Annotated in this window: 17 protein-coding genes; 8 read left to right on the forward strand and 9 right to left on the reverse strand. The window is 37.9% G+C overall.

Annotation, left to right across the window (positions count from 1 at the left end):
- The first annotated feature begins 434 nt into the window (after positions 1–434).
- On the forward strand, positions 435–1877 hold the full coding sequence (locus RK01_RS10015) for a global transcriptional activator MafR (RefSeq protein ID WP_016173165.1): 1443 nt from the start codon (positions 435–437) through the stop codon (positions 1875–1877).
- On the opposite strand, the gene RK01_RS10020 is transcribed toward RK01_RS10015, so the two are convergent.
- Positions 1878–4421 (reverse strand): HAD-IC family P-type ATPase, encoded by a 2544-nt coding sequence (locus RK01_RS10020; RefSeq protein WP_016173166.1) that lies wholly within the window; start codon positions 4419–4421, stop codon positions 1878–1880. It lies immediately after the preceding gene.
- A 237-nt stretch (positions 4422–4658) separates the two neighbouring features.
- Here RK01_RS10020 and RK01_RS13765 point away from each other — a divergent pair, with 237 nt between their 5' ends.
- A complete protein-coding gene (locus tag RK01_RS13765) occupies positions 4659–4814 on the forward strand; it encodes a hypothetical protein (protein ID WP_016173167.1) in 156 nt (51 codons plus the stop codon).
- 365 nt (positions 4815–5179) lie between these two features.
- Here RK01_RS13765 and RK01_RS10025 read toward each other — a convergent pair whose 3' ends face one another.
- Complete coding sequence (locus RK01_RS10025; protein ID WP_016173168.1) at positions 5180–5587, reverse strand: DUF4809 family protein; 408 nt, start codon at positions 5585–5587, stop codon at positions 5180–5182.
- Positions 5588–5821: 234 nt separating this feature from the next.
- Between RK01_RS10025 and RK01_RS10030 the strand changes: the two genes are divergently transcribed.
- On the forward strand, positions 5822–6784 hold the full coding sequence (locus RK01_RS10030) for a 2-hydroxyacid dehydrogenase family protein (protein WP_016173169.1): 963 nt from the start codon (positions 5822–5824) through the stop codon (positions 6782–6784).
- 82 nt (positions 6785–6866) lie between these two features.
- On the opposite strand, the gene RK01_RS10035 is transcribed toward RK01_RS10030, so the two are convergent.
- From RK01_RS10035 to RK01_RS10050, 4 genes are all read right to left on the reverse strand, one after another.
- A complete protein-coding gene (locus tag RK01_RS10035) occupies positions 6867–8063 on the reverse strand; it encodes a MalY/PatB family protein (RefSeq protein ID WP_016173170.1) in 1197 nt (398 codons plus the stop codon).
- The gene (malX, locus tag RK01_RS10040; RefSeq protein WP_016173171.1) at positions 8060–9664 is read right to left on the reverse strand and encodes a maltose/glucose-specific PTS transporter subunit IIBC; all 1605 of its coding nucleotides are present in this window, start codon (positions 9662–9664) and stop codon (positions 8060–8062) included. Before malX ends, RK01_RS10035 begins: the two co-directional genes overlap by 4 nt.
- 285 nt (positions 9665–9949) lie before the next feature.
- The gene (locus RK01_RS10045; protein WP_016173172.1) at positions 9950–10783 is read right to left on the reverse strand and encodes a PRD domain-containing protein; all 834 of its coding nucleotides are present in this window, start codon (positions 10781–10783) and stop codon (positions 9950–9952) included.
- 84 nt (positions 10784–10867) lie between these two features.
- Positions 10868–11347: a PTS sugar transporter subunit IIA gene (locus RK01_RS10050; RefSeq protein WP_016173173.1), complete on the reverse strand. Its 480-nt coding sequence runs from the start codon at positions 11345–11347 to the stop codon at positions 10868–10870.
- Positions 11348–11599: 252 nt separating this feature from the next.
- Between RK01_RS10050 and RK01_RS10055 the strand changes: the two genes are divergently transcribed.
- From RK01_RS10055 to RK01_RS10060, 3 genes are read left to right on the forward strand one after another with little or no spacing between them, the layout of a single operon-like run.
- Positions 11600–12625 (forward strand): YibE/F family protein, encoded by a 1026-nt coding sequence (locus tag RK01_RS10055; protein ID WP_016173174.1) that lies wholly within the window; start codon positions 11600–11602, stop codon positions 12623–12625.
- Complete coding sequence (locus RK01_RS13770; RefSeq protein WP_016173175.1) at positions 12622–12786, forward strand: hypothetical protein; 165 nt, start codon at positions 12622–12624, stop codon at positions 12784–12786. The genes RK01_RS10055 and RK01_RS13770 overlap by 4 nt, the downstream gene beginning before the upstream one ends.
- Positions 12786–13367, forward strand: a complete 582-nt coding sequence (locus tag RK01_RS10060) for a YibE/F family protein (RefSeq protein WP_016173176.1) — start codon at positions 12786–12788, stop codon at positions 13365–13367. Before RK01_RS13770 ends, RK01_RS10060 begins: the two co-directional genes overlap by 1 nt.
- Before the next feature lie 222 nt (positions 13368–13589).
- Here the strand turns inward: RK01_RS10060 and RK01_RS10065 are convergent, their stop codons facing one another.
- Positions 13590–14024 carry a GNAT family N-acetyltransferase gene (locus RK01_RS10065; protein WP_016173177.1) on the reverse strand — a complete coding sequence of 145 codons (435 nt, stop codon included), beginning with the start codon at positions 14022–14024 and terminating at the stop codon, positions 13590–13592.
- A gap of 310 nt (positions 14025–14334) precedes the next feature.
- Between RK01_RS10065 and RK01_RS10070 the strand changes: the two genes are divergently transcribed.
- Complete coding sequence (locus RK01_RS10070) at positions 14335–14541, forward strand: hypothetical protein (protein ID WP_016173178.1); 207 nt, start codon at positions 14335–14337, stop codon at positions 14539–14541.
- A gap of 262 nt (positions 14542–14803) precedes the next feature.
- Here RK01_RS10070 and RK01_RS10075 read toward each other — a convergent pair whose 3' ends face one another.
- Positions 14804–15625, reverse strand: a complete 822-nt coding sequence (locus RK01_RS10075) for a ZIP family metal transporter (protein ID WP_016173179.1) — start codon at positions 15623–15625, stop codon at positions 14804–14806.
- A gap of 78 nt (positions 15626–15703) precedes the next feature.
- Positions 15704–16225 carry an HdeD family acid-resistance protein gene (locus RK01_RS10080; RefSeq protein ID WP_016173180.1) on the reverse strand — a complete coding sequence of 174 codons (522 nt, stop codon included), beginning with the start codon at positions 16223–16225 and terminating at the stop codon, positions 15704–15706.
- 571 nt (positions 16226–16796) lie between these two features.
- Here RK01_RS10080 and RK01_RS10085 point away from each other — a divergent pair.
- On the forward strand, positions 16797–18419 hold the full coding sequence (locus tag RK01_RS10085; RefSeq protein WP_016173181.1) for an ABC-F family ATP-binding cassette domain-containing protein: 1623 nt from the start codon (positions 16797–16799) through the stop codon (positions 18417–18419).
- The last annotated feature ends 112 nt before the right edge of the window (positions 18420–18531 follow it).

Below are 18531 nucleotides of genomic sequence, written 5' to 3' on the forward strand. Positions count from 1 at the left end.
TTAGTACAAAAACCAGTTTTTGGGCAAAAAAAATTTGGGACACTTTTTGGTGTCGGCAAATTTCCCTTCTCATACCTCAAATGGGCAAAAAATATTTCGTAGGATTTTTAAAAGATTTTACCCTTATCCAAAAGGAATTCAAGGAACTCCTGACATATTCATGTTAGGTTTCGTTTTTCTACGTAAATCAGTTTACGTCCTAACAGAGAAAACTTTCAGAAAATTATCGCAGATAACACATAGTAAAAATCTCATTAAACTTTTTTTCTTCTAATGAAAAAAACGGCAGTTATTTCTCAATTTGTGACAATTTGATCATTATTTTAATTTATCACTTTTCCCAGTGGTGCCCTTTCCTATTAGCTCACTAAATAACGGGTTGCTTGACGGGAACTTTTTTTCTCCGTATGCTAAAAATTAAAGGGGGGATCACAATGTATACGCTGCTAAAGAGAATTATCACAGAAAAAGATTTACATCGTCAAATACGTTTATTAGAACAATTGCTACACCAGCCACAAATTACCGCCAAAGAACTGGCCCACCAAATTCAAACGACGGAACGAACGGTTTTTTCCGATTTACAAATTATTAAAGAGCAGTTGCCAAAAAATTGGCAAATCAAAACCGACAGTAGCGGTATTGCTCTACTAAGAAAAAAAGATGCTTTAACCAATGATTTATGGGACGCTTTTTTGCCCCATTCTCTTAGCGTACAATTAATGAAAGCATTGCTGTTTCAACCAAATTTAGCCATTAAACCATTTTTAAACGCCACTGGTGTTTCTTTTGAAACACTAAAGCGTCATACCAAAAAGATAAATACCCAATTACTGGATTATCATTTACAAATTAAATTAACTGCCACTAACGCCAAAATAGTCGGATTAGAAAGCAATATCCGCATTTTTTATCATCGGCTCTTGGTCCCTTTCACCCATAACAATTACTTTTTTAGCGATTATGCGGTTCATGAGGTTCATTATTTTCAATTTTTAAAACAAATTCAAAAAGCGCAAATCCAAGCGGAGACAGAAGAGATTTTTGGTGTTTGTTGGTTTTTCATCAATACCATCCGCAATAAAACCCGCTGTTTACTGCCTGAATTTTCATTTAAAGAAGATGCTTTGTTTCAATTATACGCCCCTTATCTAAAGGCGCTTTATCAAAAAGAAGGAGTATATTTACAAGGAAACGAATTATTTTTTGCTTTTTTCTGTTTTTTAGAAAGCTGGAATTACAATAATCAATTTGGCCCGCAGTTAGAGCAGGTATTTGTCCACAATTATCATGATTTAACAGTCCGTACCCAACAGTTTGTCTTGCAATGGAGCCAAGATTTTCAACTGCCGGCTTTAGCAGATACCCATTTAGCAGAAAATTTAATGCTCTTACTTTTGAAATATAATGAATCCCCCGATTTGGCGGATAAATTTGAAGCGGATTATCAACAATCGCCCCCTCAAAAGGCCACCTTTGCAACCTTGCAAGAAGATAACTTGCGATTATTACAGCAAGATTTTGCTGAAACTAAGGAAAACAAGCCGGTTTATTTGCTTCATTTGATTATGTTATTGCAACAGCAAGCCTTTTTTTCACTGGAACAAAAAACACGCACTGTTTACTTTCTGTTTCAAAGTGAACCCGCCTGGAAAGCTTTTTTAGAACAAGAATTAAAAGACTACTTAGGCAAGCGCATTGCATTAAAGACGATTGAAGTTACGGATTTGCCCCACTTAAAAGCCAATCATAAAGATCTAATCGTTTCAAATTTTCCTTTAGATCAAAGTGACTTGCCTATTTTTTATATTTCTACTTTTCCAACTAAAAATGAGCTCCGCCAATTAGCCGAGCTCACGTTTGAAACTTATTTGTAATTAGTTTACTTTTTGAGCAGAAACTCTTTTAGAAAAGCGCCGTGTAACCCACTTTTCTGCTTCCACGATTGCAAACAAGATGGCTACATGTCCCAAGACCAGAAGTTGTTGCATCATATTTAAGGTTGTTGTGCCGATGAGATTTTGTGCAATCGGTGTGAATACCACAATTGTTTGCAGTAGCAGCAGCAATCCTAATGAAATGAACAACGCTTTGTTTTGTAACATCCCTTTATTTAACGCCGGCTTTAATAGTTCCCGACAATTTAGCATATAAACAGCTTGAGCCATCACGATTGTTTGTAGTAAAATTGTTTGCTGTAATGCCGTTCCTTCAAATTGTAATGCAATAAAGTAAGCTGGCAATACGGTAATTAACGAGACATAGACTATCCGAAACAAGCTATAGCCTGACAATATGCCTTCATTAACTGGTCGTGGTGGCCGCGTCATCGTATCTTTACTAGCCTTTTCAAACCCTAAAGCGTAAGAAAGCGTAATGGTTGTCACCATGTTGACCCATAAAATCTGCACCGGTGTTAGAGGCAAGGGACGATTTAATAATAGCGCAATCACTACAATCAAACCTTGTGCTAATGCTGATGGTAAGAAGAAGTTGATAGTTTTCTTTAAGTTATCAAAAATTCGACGTCCTTCTTTGACAGCTTTAGCAATCGTGTGGAAATTATCATCGGCTAAAACCATATCAGCAGCTTGTTTGGTTACTTCACTGCCTTTTATCCCCATCGCAATTCCGATATCGGCTTTTTTCAAAGCCGGCGCATCGTTCACCCCATCACCAGTCATACCGACTACTTCGCCATTATTTTGCAGTGCCGTGACAATTCTTAACTTGTGTGCAGGCGTGGTGCGGGCAAAAATATCTACTTTTTTAACCGCTTGCGCTAACTCGTCATCGCTTAATTGATCAATCTCAATTCCTTCTAAGACTTGGGCGGTATGCTTTAAACCAATTTCGCTTCCAATCGCTTGGGCTGTATCTTTGTGATCTCCGGTAATCATTTTCACAGCAATTCCTGCTGCTTGGGTTTCTTTTATCGCTTGAATTGCACTTTCTTTGGGTGGATCAATAATACCAACTAGTCCGATAAATTCCAAATCCGTTAAGATTTCTGGGCTAAGTGCTGTGTCAGAGGCAACCTTTTTAACCGCAAAGGCTAAGACGCGCTGTCCTTTTTTGGCAAAGCTTGAAGCACGTTGTTGCCAAGACTGCATTTCAGCAGCACTTAATTTAGCTTTTGCCAGTAAAACTTCCGGTGCTCCTTTAATGAAAATACTATTACCAGTGGCTTCCTTGTGCATCGTCGCCATATATTTCGTACTGGAACTAAAGGGAATTTTACCAATTTGTTTTTTTAATGGTAATTTTTCTTCTGCTACATAATGTAAGAGCGCCAACTCGGTCGGATTGCCCTTTAATGTAGTGACATCTTCGTTATCTTGCAATTTTAAATCTTGACAGTTATTCATAATTTCCATTAATAAGGCTTTATTTTCGGTGGCGGTATTCACAACTGTCATTTCATTTTTCGTTAACGTACCGGTTTTATCAGAGCAAATGACTGTCATCGAGCCTAATGTTTCAACAGAAGGCATACTTTTGATGATGGCATTTTCTGTCGCCATCTCTTTGACCCCAAGGGATAAAATCATCGTTAAAACCGCCGGCAAACCTTCTGGAATCATGGCAACAATTAAGGCAATCATGGCAGAAAACAGTAAGTTTAATTCCATACCATAACGGAACGTGGTAAAGAAAACTAAAAAGAGAATTAAAACGAGAATACCGCGAAAAATTTGCTTATTTAACTGATGCATTTTACGTACCAGTGGTGTAGTAGTTTCCGTTACTGTTTGCAGTGCCTGATTAATTTTCCCAATCTCTGTGTCACTCCCAGTTGCAACGACAACTCCTGTAGCAGAACCCGCTTGTACGAGTGTGCCGGAAAAAGCCATGTTTTTTTGATCGCCGGCCATTGCTTCTTGTAAAATTTCGGTGGTATTTTTTTCAACCGCCTCGGCTTCACCGGTTAAAATTGCCTCTTCCACCACCAAATCGTGAACTTCCACTAAGCGGACATCTGCTGCCACAACGTCCCCGGCTTTCAAATATAAAATATCCCCGGGAACAATGGAGGTTGTTGGGACTGTTTCTTTTTGCCCATTCGTTAAAATCACTGCTTCTTGACTCATCATCTGCTTTAAGCCATCCAGTGATTCCTCGGCTTTTCGTTCTTGCCAGTAGCTAACCAAGCCATTGACCACAACCACGAGTAAGATAATACCCCCTTCTACCAAGTCACCGGTCATAAATTTTAAAATAGCGGCAAAAAGTAAAACGAGCATTAATAAATCGGTAAAATGCTTTAAAAATTTGCGCCAAGGTTTCACCTGTTGTTTTTCGGCAATTTTATTTTCACCATTTTCCATTAAACGTTCTTGTCGTTGTGTTTTGTTTAAGCCATCTGTTTGGCTTACTAATTTTTGTAAAACTTGCGTTGTCTGTAACTGATACCATTTCATAAGCATGTCCTCCTAATTTGTTGATACCCTTATTATAGGGAGGATAATGTTTTAAAACGGCCGATAATTTCAGTGCACCCTGAAAAAAATGTGGCTACTAAAGCCGTTAAAGAATAAAAGACACTTGACGAGAAGCGTTACATTTGAAAATTTTCTGAAATAGCTGTATGCTAACAGTGGAATTTCGTTATCGACTTAGTTGCCTTTCGTCAGCAAAACAAAGAAAGGAGAATGAATATGACATTCTATAACACAAAAACAAACGTACCTTATCGGGTAACGTTGGACACCAAGTTGAACTTGTTTATCGTTTTTGACCAACGCAACAGTAATCACTTTGCTACCGGTGTAACGATTGAACAAGCGGTTCAAGAATTACAAAAATCTGCGTAAGGAGTAAACTCCCATGGAAGATTCCAGTTATTCTTAAAAAGCATCTGCGAAAATAGTCAGCAGATGCTTTTTTGTTGTCTTCATTTTTGATAACGCAAAAAATTAGCCGGACGCCTTCTGCTCTCAAGTAAGAAGATGAAATTTTAATAACCTGCGCTTACATTTCTTGCGATTTTAGCGTATTCTTGCAAAAAGCACGTACATGAAGCTTTTAGTCCTCAGGAAAATCATATAATTGATTTTCATACAAAAAAAACACGCCTGCACTTGTGAGGGGCAAACATGTTTTTTTATTCTATTAGTTTTTTTACCAATAACTATTACTGACAAGTCATAAACTTGGCTTCACTTACATAATGCTTTTCTTACTTTTCCAAAGGTTTGACTTCAAAATCTGTATTTTCTAAATGGAAAAGTTCTTTTGCAATTTCATTTACTCGTGCAAACAAAGCCGTTAAGTCACAATCTTTCTTATCAAAAGTTTGTTTTGTGCCCGCTTTTTCAAAAGTAATTTGGCGGGGTGTCTCTTTTACTGCAATCTTCGTCGTTTCTTTTTGGTAAATGAGAATATCATCAAAATCATCTTCTTCATAGGATTGCCGCCACTGATTTTTTTGGGCCAACGCCATAATTAAGGAAGGAATATCGAGTTCCTCTAATGAAGTTGTCGTTCCATCTTCAAAAGTTAAATCATATGTCGCCATCGTAAAAGGTTGGCATGCATTGCAGCCGCCTTCGGTATAAAATTCTTCACTGGTGATAATTGCTTTCATTTCTATTACTCCCTTTTTACAAATTTTCAATCCATAACCTATGTAATTTTGCTCTATTATACCGCCCATTAGCGAAATTGAACACAAAAAATTGGTACCGTTTTAATATTTTTCTTTATTAGACCAAGTTGCGGGAAAAAAGGGTGTAGCAATAAATTCCCAACATAAAATTCAAAGTTTTCGACTTATTTTAGCGAGAACTTTACAATTAGAGTAAAGATAGGAGGGAAGGATATGACACAAATTTATATTTCAGCCCAGATTCCCCAAAAAGGAGTCCAACTGTTAAAAGAGAATGGTGTAACCTTTGAAATGTACACCGGAAAAGATGTAATTGATCAAGCGACATTACAACAAAAAGTACCAGAGGTTGAAGTTTTAATTACCCCACTTTCGACAACTGTTGATGCAGCGATTATCGATGCGGCCCCAAAATTGAAATTAATTGCCAACTTTGGCGCCGGCTTTAATAATATTGCCACTGATTACGCCAAAGAAAAAGGAATCTTCGTTACCAACACACCATTTGTTTCTACTGATGCCACCGCAGAACTTACTGCCGGCTTGATCATTTCATTAAGTCGCCGTATTGTAGCAGGAGATCACTTAATGCGCACGACTGGTTTTTCCGGTTGGGCGCCCCTGTTCTTTTTAGGTCATGAATTAAAAGATAAAACATTGGGCATTATCGGAATGGGCCAAATCGGCCAAGGCGTAGCGACGCGCTTGAAAGCCTTTGGCATGAAAATCATTTACAGCCAGCGCCACCAGCTCCCAAAAGAAGTAGAAGAAACTTTAGGGGCAACTTATTTAACCCAAGCAGAAGTTTTAGCCCAAGCAGATATTATTAGTTTGCATACACCTTTAACCAATGGTACGTATCATTTAATTGACCAAACAGCCTTTGCGCAAATGAAGCCGGGCGCGTTTTTAGTCAATGCCTCTCGAGGTCCAATTGTATCAGAAGCGGATTTAATTACTGCCTTACAAACAGAAAAAATTGCCGGCGCCGCTTTGGATGTCTATGAATTTGAGCCAAAAGTTAGCGATACTTTAAAACAAATGCCCCAAGTGATTTTAACCCCTCACATTGGCAATGCAACCGTCGAAGCAAGAGATGCCATGGCTGTTATTGTGGCCAACAATGCCTTAGCCATCTTACAAAATAAAAAACCGGATTATATTGTTAATTTGTAACAATTTTTTTTACATTCCGGTAGAGAATTAGATAAAAAGCGCGTAAAAAAGCTGTGCCAATAATTGGACACAGCTTTTTTTGCTATTTGTTTTGATCGACAAAATTTTTAATTCGATTTAAAGCTTCGACTAGAATCGGCTTAGGGGTACCAATATTCAAGCGAACAAAGTTTTCACCGTCGCTGGCATAATTGGTGCCGGGTTCAATAATCACACCGCCTATTTTTGCCAATGGTTCGACAATCTCCATAGCCGTTTTACCGGTTTTTGAAATATCAATCCACGGCAGATAAGAAGCTGTCATGGCCATTAATTGCCAATGGGGCAGATTTTTTTCGATAAATTCTTGGGTATAACGATAGTTTTCCCGAATATACGCCGTCATAGCATCGAGCCAATCTTCACACTCGTTGTAGGCAGTAATAATTCCCACTACCCCAAATAGATTCGGTGAAGTAATTGAATTCATTTCCAAACGGTGGCGGAAAATCCGACGTAATGGTTCATGGGGAATAATTGAATAGGAAGTTTTTAAGCCGCCTAAATTAAAACCTTTATTAGGTGAAGTCAATACAATCAAATTCTCGTGGTATTTTTTAGGCAATTGCAGCGCCGAAACAAAATTTCCACTTAAGATAATTTCAGAATGGACTTCATCACAGACAAAAATTGTCCCGTATTGTTGACACAATTGCGCCACTTTTTCAATTTCTGCTAGCTGCCACACCCGACCCGAAGGATTGTGGGGGGAGCAAAATAGAAAGACCCGCGGCCGTTTTTTTCGTAACTGTTCTTCTAATAGTTCATAATCAATTTCGTATTGTCCGGCCACTATTTTAAGAGAATTGGCGACAACATTAAGCCCATTGTGTTCTGCAGCGTAACGAAACGGATCATAGACCGGTGTATTCATAATGACACAATCATTAGGCTGACAAAAAGCTTGGTACAAATAATGAATAGTTGAAACAGTCCCATATGATAACGTAATCCAATCTTTTTCTACCTGATTATTGTGACGCCGTTTATGCCAATGAATAACCGCTTCATAAAATTCATCATACGCATACGTATAGCCATATGCCCCATTTTGTGCAATTTTCATAAACGCTTCATTAATAGGCGGCGCTGCTGGAAAATCCATATCGGCAATCCACATCGGAATACAGTCTTTTGGTGTACCGGGATATTTGCTTTGAATAATTTTTTGATCCCATTTTCTGGCATGATCAATTCTTCGATCCGCCATTTGATCAAATTGATAGTCCACTTTCATCATGCCGGACTCACCATCATTTCTTCAATACCGTTTTTCACGGTTTGTACTTGTGCGCCGATAACGACTTGAACATTGTGTTCGTCTAATTCTACAATGGCTAACGCTCCAGCTTTTTTCAAAGTTGCTTTGTCCATTAAGCTCTTGTCTTTTAATTGTAAACGTAAACGCGTCACGCAATTGTCTAAGCTGGTAATATTGCTCGTTCCACCTAGCGCTTCTAAAATAATCCCTGGATCATAAATGCCATTGCCTTTTGTGAATGTTTTGGGTTTAGCAGTAACGCCATCAGCTAATGCCAATTCGTCTTCTTCTTCCCGTCCTGGTGTTTCCAAATTGTGTTTTAAAATATACCAACGGAAAACAAAGAAATAAGCTGCAAACCAGACAATCCCAACAGGAATCAACAAGTACCATTTTGTTTCATTTCCCTGCATAATACCAAAAATCAACCAGTCCAAAATCCCACCATCGGTATTACCGATATTAACTCCGATCAAGCTCATCACCATTAAGGCTGCGCCAGACATTACAGAGTGGAATAAGTATAAACTTGGTGCTAAGAATAAGAACAAGAACTCAGTCGGTTCTGAAATACCTGTCACCACTGCTACCAAGACTGCAGAAATTAAAATCCCTTTGATACCGGGACGGTTTTTCTTATAAGCAGTTAAGTAAATAGCTAAACAAATCGCTGGTAAACCAAACATGAAGGTAGGCATGAAACCTTGTGATAAAAAGGCAGTCGCTTGATGTGAAATTGGCGCGCCGGCATTTAATTCGGCATAAAAAATATTTAAAGCGCCAGAAATTGGTTTGCCGTCTACAACTTGTGTACCGCCAGCTTCAGTAAAACGAACCAACGCCAGTAAGATATGGTGCATCCCAAACGGTTTCAATAATAAAACGCCTAATCCATATAAAAATGGTCCAAAAATCCCCGCACCTTGAATACCATTGCCTAAAGCTTCAATACCAGATTGTAATACCGGCCAAGTAAAAGGTACGATCAAACCGACTAAGCCTAAAACCAACACACTAATAATTGGAATAAAACGAATCCCGCCAAAGAATGAAAAAGCATCTGGTAAGCGAATATCTTGGAATTTTTCTTGTAAAACATAGACGATCAAGCCCACGATAATTCCGCCTAAAACCCCCATCTCAATACTTTGAATTCCTAAAACCATGTTTTGGCCAGCAATTTTCATATTTTCAGCATCGGCTAGTTCTCCACGATAATTGAGTAAGAAATTAATCGATAAATTCATTGCTACATAACCGGCAAAAGCAGCGATTGCCCCTACCCCTTTGTTGCGTTTACACATACCAAATGGAATTGCCATCGCAAACATTACCGGTAAATAAGTAAAACCAAAGCCACCAACTGTGTTCATAAAACTAAAAATAAATTGAATAATATCATTGCCTAAAAATGGTAACTTTTCAATCATCGCTTCTGAAGTTACTGAACTCCCTAATCCAACTAAAATCCCCATAAATGCCAAAGTTGAAACAGGAAACATAAAGGTTTTTCCTAATTCTTGCAAAAAGCTCAAAACTTTTGTCCGTAGTGATCGTGATATTGTCGCTGCGTTGCTCATTTTCTTTCCTCCTAATTTAAGCTAGCCAAAAAGATGACGCCTGTGGCAATTTTCTCCATCTTTTTGCACTTTCTTTTGTGGTTGCACTTTTTCAATTTTTTGGTAATACCAAGTTTTTAACGGCTAAAGCTTCCCTTATAAAATGGCATGCAACAAGTTATAAGTAAACGCTTTAAAAATTAAAAAATATAAAAAGACCTAGTCAGAAGGTAGCCTAAAGACAGCAGTCGTCACTGCGTTTTAGAAACCCTTCTGACTAGATCTTGCCTACCGAATAGTAACACTCTAGTTTTGAAGAATACGATTAATATGAATGGTCAAAAAGACCTTTTCTTCTTTTGGTACCTGATGGCCAAAAAATGTCTCTAAGTAGATGGCAATTTTTTTTGCACCAGCATAAGCTTGCGGAAAATCTTGAATTACTTGGTCAAAGTAGCCGAAATCATCTACCCTTACTTGTTGCTGCATTCCAAATTCTCGCAAAAGAAAATACTTCAGATGCGTCACCAAGCGATGATAATTAATGCTATCTTGCTTGAAATCTCGTTGAAAAGTTTCGTTTAAAATCGCAATCAAGTCGTTGATAATCTTATTAAAATCCTGCTCAGAGTGTGTGTCTTCTCCACGCCAACGGGCATTAATGATGTGTAAGGCAATGAAACCTGCTTCATCTGCTTGTAAATTAACCTCTGCTCTTTCATTCAAAAGTAAAACCGCCCACTCGCCTAAGCGATATTCCGCCGGATAAAACATCTGAACTTCATGGAGCACCGCATTGGGAAGATAAACCCCTGTTTTGGCTCGTTCAATGGCAAAGCTGATATGGTCGGCTAAAGACAGATAAATCAAGTCATTTAGCGGATAATCCAAGTTTGCTTTGAAGTGTTCAATAATTTCAAACGCCAATGTCGACTCTTCATAACTAATTTTTTCAAAAAGTTTTTGAAATTTTTCATCGATTTGGTTGGTATTGGCAACAAACTTACGTTCAACTTTGATTGCGTCAATTTCATCACCGCTTTTTTTGCCAAAAGAAAGGCCATTGCCAATCACGATTGCTTCATGATCGCCGTCTGAGACGATTGCCGCACTATTATTTAGCACTTTAATAACTTTCATGATGGTCCCTTTCTTTGCTGCATGCTCAATTTAACAGATTTTGAAAACGGTGTCAACATTATTTTTATAACTATATTGGTATTTTTATTTTGTAACCACCGTGCCCAATTCTGTTGCGTGCAACGAGTCTCCTGTTATTTTTAAATCAATTGATTTAATTGCATCCATGTTGGTAAAGATAATCATAACATCACTTTCTTTTTCCTTTTCCGCTAAAAGGGGTAAATTGATGGTGGCTAATTGCGTTTCAGGAGTGACGGCATCGCCTTCTTTTACAAAAATTTCAAAAGGCGCTCCATTTAATTCTACTGTATCAATCCCAATGTGAATTAAAACATCTAAGCCCGTTTTAGTCGTAATACCTACTGCATGTTTAGTGGGAAAAACACTTGATACTGTGCCGTTGACAGGTGAATAAAGGACACCTTCTTTGGGAATTACAGCAAAGCCATCTCCCATCATTTTTTCTGAAAAAACCGGATCACTTACTTGTGCCAATTCTTTTAAAGTCCCGTTAATTGGGTTGTAAATTGTTTCGTTTTTTTTCTTTTTATTGAAAAACATTCCATTTCCCTACTTTCTTGAAAAGTTCGTAATCAGTATAGTATGCGGTTTCAGATTATGCAAGCTAAAAATGGTGTGTGTTTTTTAATTTTGTTAAATTTATCACAATATCGTTAAAATCATTTATAAAATAACTAATAATAAGTTCTGCATAATTCAAACTTCTCATCAAATGATAATGACCACATTTGTAACCTCCCAAAACGAGGTGTATATTTTTAATAACAGTTTAAAAGAATGAGGTACATTTTTGTGAAGAAAAAAAACATTTCTCTATTTCTACTCGTGATGGGCGCTATCCTGCTGGGCTTTGTCGTGCAGCGCTATAGTGGTATTTTGTATCAAACGCCCATTTTAACAGTCGAAAAAGTCCAAAAACAAGCAGATCAAATTACAATTGCGGGCAAATTAGTAAATCACCAGCAAGAAGCTGTCACCCTTAAAACGGATGCGCATAGTGTAGCCGCCCTGACAATTTCCTTTAAGGAAGGACAGCAACTTTTGCTTAATCCTACCAAAGAAGAAATCATCACTGAAAAACAAGATGGCGTGGTTTTTTCTATTATTTTTATCTTTTTGGGATTCGTATTATTGCTTGGCGGAAAAAGCGGCGCTATGGCACTTTGGGGGCTCGCATTAAATTTAGCACTTCTTTTTGCGTTGCTAAAACTAGCTGCCGTTTGGTCTGCACTCCCAACGCTTGGGTTAATGTTGATTTATGGTGCCGGCTCTATTATCATCACTTTTTTAGCCAACTATGGTATAAAATCTTTTCGGATTGATCTAATTTTAACGACTGGCGCTATCGTATTAGGCGGCTTTTTAATTTGTCTGGCAGCGCTAAAAGCATTTGAAAATAACGGCATTCGTTTTGAAGAAATGCAATTTCTAACCCGGCCTTATTTGGGGGTTTTTTATGGCAGTTTGCTAATTGGCGGTATTGGTGCGGCCGTCGATATGGTGGTGACACTAGTGTCTTCTTTAAAAGAACTCGTCTATCAACAGCCTACTATCACGCAAAAAGAATTGTTGCACTCTGGTCGCCGCATTGCCCAAGATGTAACTTCTTCCATGATGAATGTGTTATTACTTGCCTATTTAAGTGGGGCAATTCCAATGCTGATTTTCTATTTAAAAAACGGCTGGCCCTTTGTTGCAACCTTGCAATTACATTTATCATTGGAGTTATTGCGAGCTTTTTGTGGCGCCTTTACCATTTTACTTTCGATTCCCGCTAGTCTTTTATGCGTTATTTTAGAAAGGAGGAAACAGGCATGAATGTTTTGATCTTCCTTTTTTTCATTCTTTGCCTTTTAAGTTTCATTATTTTAGGCAAACCTGCTTTTTATTTCATTACCGGGCTTTTTATGACATTGGTGCTTTTTTTAGCAGCCATTTATTTCATCAGTCATAATTTTGCCGTAGCTCCGGTTTTTTAGTGGTACTCCTGGTACTCACAAGTATTATTTTATTTTATACCAATGGCTATAACGAAAAAACAAAACTCGCTTTTTTCTGCGCAATAATGACTTTTCTTTTAACGCTTTTCTTTGTCCCTTTTTTGACAAGAATAATTGCGATTGCAGGTTTTACACCTGAAGAAATTGACGAATTGGCGACGATGAATTTTTCAGTTGATGTACCTTTTCAGATGCTCACAACGATTTTAATTATTCTGAGTATGGCAGGCGCTGTGATTGATGCCAGTATAGCCGTGGCTAGCGGGCTATATGAACTGCGGTACAAAGGACAAGTTTTAAACACCAAAGACCTTTTTTACTCCAGTATGAAGGTAGTTCAAGAAATTTTAGTCTCGAGTATTCATACCCTCTTTTTTGCTTTTGTGGCAAATAATTTGGCCCTCATCTTTTGGTTTAGTGATTTGCACTACTCCTTTGAGACATTAATCAATGCCAAAGCTTTTGTGGCTGAAATTGTAGTGAGTTTTTTAGCTGGAATTATGACTGTGGCCACATTACCATTTACGGCTTATCTCGGAGCAAAATATTTTACCCGCTAAAAAAGGCTGTGGCTCAACTGTTCCACTTCTAAAAAGATAGCAGCTGTCTGCACAAAAGGCCGTGACAAAAAATTTGTCACGACCTTTTGTGGAATAGTCGGTGTTTTAGCAGCAACTTCTTCTTAAATACGCCAAAATTTTGCCAAAATTGGAGAAGTAATTTTTGGAAATTTCCGCTTATTTCTTGAAGCCAATCCCTTTGTCACACCCTCCTTTAGCCAATCATTTTACGAGCCTTTTTTCCAAAGATTGACAAGGAACGCCATCTTCATAATAGATATCTGAGCAAATAGTGTACCCAAGCTTTTGATAAAATCCTACTGCCGTTTGTTCCGCATGGACTAATGATTGAACATAGCCATTTTCTACGCCATAATTTTCAATTGCTGTCATAATTTTCGCGCCTAAATTTTGTTTGCGATACTCTTTTAACGTAGCAATACGCGTTGGCCGAATTGTTTTTTCATCTTCAATAAAAATCCGGCCGGTAGCTACTGGCAAATCCTCATCATAAATAACAGCATAAAACCGTTCAGGCGTATCCTGGGCATCAAATTCTTCTGCTAAAGGAATCCCCCTTTCCAAAACAAAGACCTCCATGCGAACATAACAACTAGCAGCTCGCTGAAAATTTTCATTGCCCATTTTTAATTCCATGAAATTCCCTTCTTTCTGTCCAGATTTTAAATTATTACCCACATACGCTAAAACAGAGCATCCTTTGATTAATTTAAGCATAGCAAAAAAGATGCTAATCACAAAATGGGAACCTGATTTTATCACTTCCTTTAAAAAATCTACCGCTAGGCGGAGAGAAATATCGGACTTGGGGCTGATTAAAACAGGCGTTATTCTTGTTATGATAGTTTTATAGAAAAAGCAGGCTACTTTTAAAACAGGAACAAAGGAGCATATACTGTTCCTTTTGGCAGCAGTCGTTGGCTTTTAAATAAATGGAGGAGTTATCATGGAAAATAATTCAATGTTAATGCGCATCTTGATGTTTATTGGGTTTCTTTTTGTCGCAGGGATCATTTTGAATTTAGTGTTGGGAATTGCAGGTTCCTTAATCGCGTTCGTCTTTCGCTTTGGGATTCCCCTATTAATCGCAATCGTACTTGTACGTTGGTTAACCGGCGCTTCAACAAAACGCAACAATCGTCGTTACTATTAATTCTCTAGCCAAAAATACCAGACGCAGCTGATAGTGTTAGTTTTTACTAATCTATCAGTACGTCTGGCTTTTTTTAGTTAGAAAAATTCTATTTTTTCACAAAGAATAAGTTTGATATCCCACGTTTCTTGCTGTCTAACACATATAGCAACTCTTCGGCAAAAGTTCAAAAGTTGGAGAAATTAAAGCGCAATTTATCAACATTCCGTCTTATTACTTGAGAGCGCAACGCGTTCATTCCCCTTTTTTCTCTACCGCCACATTAACCTAATGCCACGTCTAAAATCATCATAATCATAAAGCCCAGCATCGTACCAAAAACAGCAAAATGACGATGGCTCGAACTTTCTTGCTGGGCCTCTGGAATTAATTCTTCCACCACAACATAAATCATCGCACCGGCAGCAAAAGCTAACGCATAAGGTAAAATTGCGGTCATGCGTGAAACTAGAATTGCGCCGATAACACCGGCAATCGGTTCGACAATTCCGGAAGCTTGTCCGTACACAAAGGCTTTTGTCCGACTTAATCCTTCTTGGCGTAAGGGAATGGAAACAGCCGCACCTTCTGGAAAATTTTGAATACCGATTCCTAAAGCCACCGAAATAGCAGCTAATACTGCTGCGGTTGGATTATCTGCGCTAGCTGCCGCACCAAAAGCAACCCCTACTGCAAGTCCTTCTGGAATATTGTGTAACGTAATCGAAAATACCAATAGAATGGTCCGTTTCAAATGCGTTGGCAGCCCTTCTTGTTCATGGTCCGGGCCAAAGTGCATATGGGGGATCGTTTTATCCGCCAAATATAAAAATAATCCACCTGCCCCAAAGCCAATCGCCACTACTAGCCACGGAAATTGCGAACCATTTTCTTCTGCGCGAGCAATAGCAGGATCTAACAACGACCAAAAACTTGCCGCAATCATGACCCCTGACGCAAAGCCAAGCATTAAATTTAACACATCTTTTTTAATTTCCTTAAAGAAAAAAACTAATGCTGCACCAAGGGCTGTCATCAAATAAGTAAAAGCCGTCCCCGTCAGCGCCTGTTGCCACGGCTGCAACAGTAAAATCCAATCCAGCACAAAAAAACCTCCTGCTCTTTTTATTTAACTGTAGCATAAAAAGAACAAGAGGGCGACTATTTACTTAGGTGCACCTAATTATTTGCGGAAAGCATACACGATTTGGGTAATCCCCCACATCATGAAATAAAAACCGACTAAGAAACTTAGCGTTAAGGCTGAAGAAATTGGATTAAATAACAGCATAAATCCAACAATGATTCCCAATATATCAATAATTAATGAGAACCAGAAATAACCATTGCTGTGTTGACGGGCCAAATCCAAATTAAACAGACCAAAAATGGAGTCCACGATAAACCAAATCGCAAAGACAAATGGCAATGCCAAAACACTCGCATTCATATTCCAAAGTAAGAAAATCCCGATAATAATATCTAAAATCCCCACAACCAGCGGCATTTTTGCCTTATACCCCGTCAAATCTTTAAAACGATTGCGCAAGAAAATTTCAAAAATTCCTTTTAAAATTGCAAATACACCAAAGACAATCACAATTGCGACTAAATTCCCAACTGGATCTTGGAAAGACATCAGGGCTACAATCACAAATAAAATTCCTAAAATCAGCGAACCCCAGTCAAAACCTCTTTTTTCCATGATAAACCACCTTCTTATAATTTTTCGAAAATCTCATGCATTTTTTCATTCGGATAAATCATCCCCTGCATTCATTTTCATCTACACTCAATGGTACCCTCATGGTAAATTTTGGTCAAAAGTTACGCTTTTTTTTGAGTAGTTTGCTGATAATATTCATTTATTCCAATTAATAAGAAATTTAGTTGACTAGAATTCCTTTTGTCCATTTATCCTCCTTATTTCCTAACAAAATCTTTGATTTTGCATGAAATGTCCAGATAAGGTTGCAACTTCGCACAGAGGCCTATATAATGCTATAAGATTGCATATATTTTTAATATATATAGTAGGAAAAATTGAAAAAACGCGACCCCTTCTTTATTTTGTGTTCCTTTTGTGTGCAAAAAGTAGAAGTTATGTGGCCGCATCTTTTTTTGCCCGCCGAATTTTAGTTTGGCAGCTTTGAGAATTTATTTTAGTCCCTGCTTTTGCAAAAAAATTTTATCGCGTCTCACTTTTTCACAAGACTCATTTTTGTGAAGCACATTGTGAGAGTTAGTGGTAAGTAAATCAAGGAGGATTATTTTTTATGATTACAGTAAGTGACGTAAGTTTACATTTTTCAGACCGTAAACTTTTTGATGATGTGAATATTAAATTTACACCGGGAAATTGCTACGGCTTAATTGGAGCAAACGGTGCCGGAAAATCAACTTTTTTAAAAGTCTTATCGGGTGAATTGCAGCCCTCAACCGGAAATGTTTCTTTAGGTCCGGATGAACGGATGGCGGTATTAAAGCAAAATCACTTTGATTTTGAAGAAGTTACTGTCATTGAAACAGTGATTATGGGACATAAACGTTTGTATGATGTGATGAAAGAAAAAGATGCGATTTACATGAAAGAAGATTTCAGCGACGAAGACGGCATTAAAGCTGCCGAATTAGAAGGTGAATTTGCCGAGTTAAATGGTTGGGAAGCTGAACCAGAAGCCGCAGTCCTATTACAAGGTTTAAATATCCCGGATGAATTGCACCATCTGCAAATGAAAGAATTAACGGCTGGTCAAAAAGTGAAAGTATTGCTTGCTCAAGCTTTATTTGGAAAACCGGATGTACTTTTACTAGACGAACCTACCAACGGCTTAGATATTCAATCGATCAACTGGTTAGAAGAATTTTTAATTAACTTTGAAAATACAGTTATCGTCGTTTCCCATGACCGCCACTTTTTAAACAAAGTCTGCACCCACATGGCTGATTTGGACTTTGGCAAAATTCAACTGTATGTTGGGAATTACGATTTCTGGTTGGAGTCAAGCCAATTGGCAACAAAACTACAATCCCAACAAAATGCGAAAAAAGAAGAACAAATCAAAGAGTTACAAGACTTTATTGCCCGCTTTTCAGCGAACGCTTCAAAATCTAAACAAGCAACTTCAAGAAAGAAAATGTTGGAAAAAATCACATTGGATGATATTAAACCATCTAGCCGCCGCTATCCTTTTGTTGGTTTTAAACCGGAACGCGAAATTGGTAATGACTTATTACAAGTAGATAATGTCAGTGTGACGATTGATGGTAAGAAAATTTTAGACAATATCAGCTTTACGTTAAATAAAGATGATAAAGTGGCGTTTGTTGCCAACAACGATATAGTTACCACTACGTTATTTAAAGTTATTATGGGGGAAATTACGCCGGATACAGGTTCTGTCCGTTGGGGTGTAACAACCACCCAATCTTATTTACCAAAAGATAGTAGCAGTGAATTTGCCAGCAACTTAACAATTTTGGATTGGTTACGCCAATATGCTTCAAAAGAAGAAGACGACAATACTTTCCTACGTAGTTTCTTAGGTCGGATGTTGTTTTCTGGCGACGAAGTGTTAAAACCCGTCAATGTTTTATCCGGGGGAGAAAAAGTTCGTTGCATGCTTTCAAAATTAATGCTTTCAAAATCTAATGTCCTGGTACTAGATGATCCAACCAACCACTTGGACTTGGAATCAATCACAGCTTTAAATGATGGCTTAATGGCTTTCACTGGTTCATTACTCTTTGCTTCTCACGACCATCAATTTATTCAAACTTTGGCAAATCGCATCATTGCGATTTCAGATAAAGGGGTTGTGGATCGGGCTGAAACAACGTATGATGAATTTTTAGAAAATCCCGATGTCAAAAACCGGATGGCAGAAATTTTCGCTTAATTTTGAGTTATCGGACACCGGTAAGTTTATCCCATAGTCAAAAAGAAGCTATGACAAAAATTGTCATAGCTTCTTTTAACGTCTAAATCCTATTTTTCAATACATTATGCGC

The organism is Enterococcus dispar ATCC 51266, from assembly GCF_000406945.1.
Classification (GTDB): domain Bacteria; phylum Bacillota; class Bacilli; order Lactobacillales; family Enterococcaceae; genus Enterococcus_C; species Enterococcus_C dispar.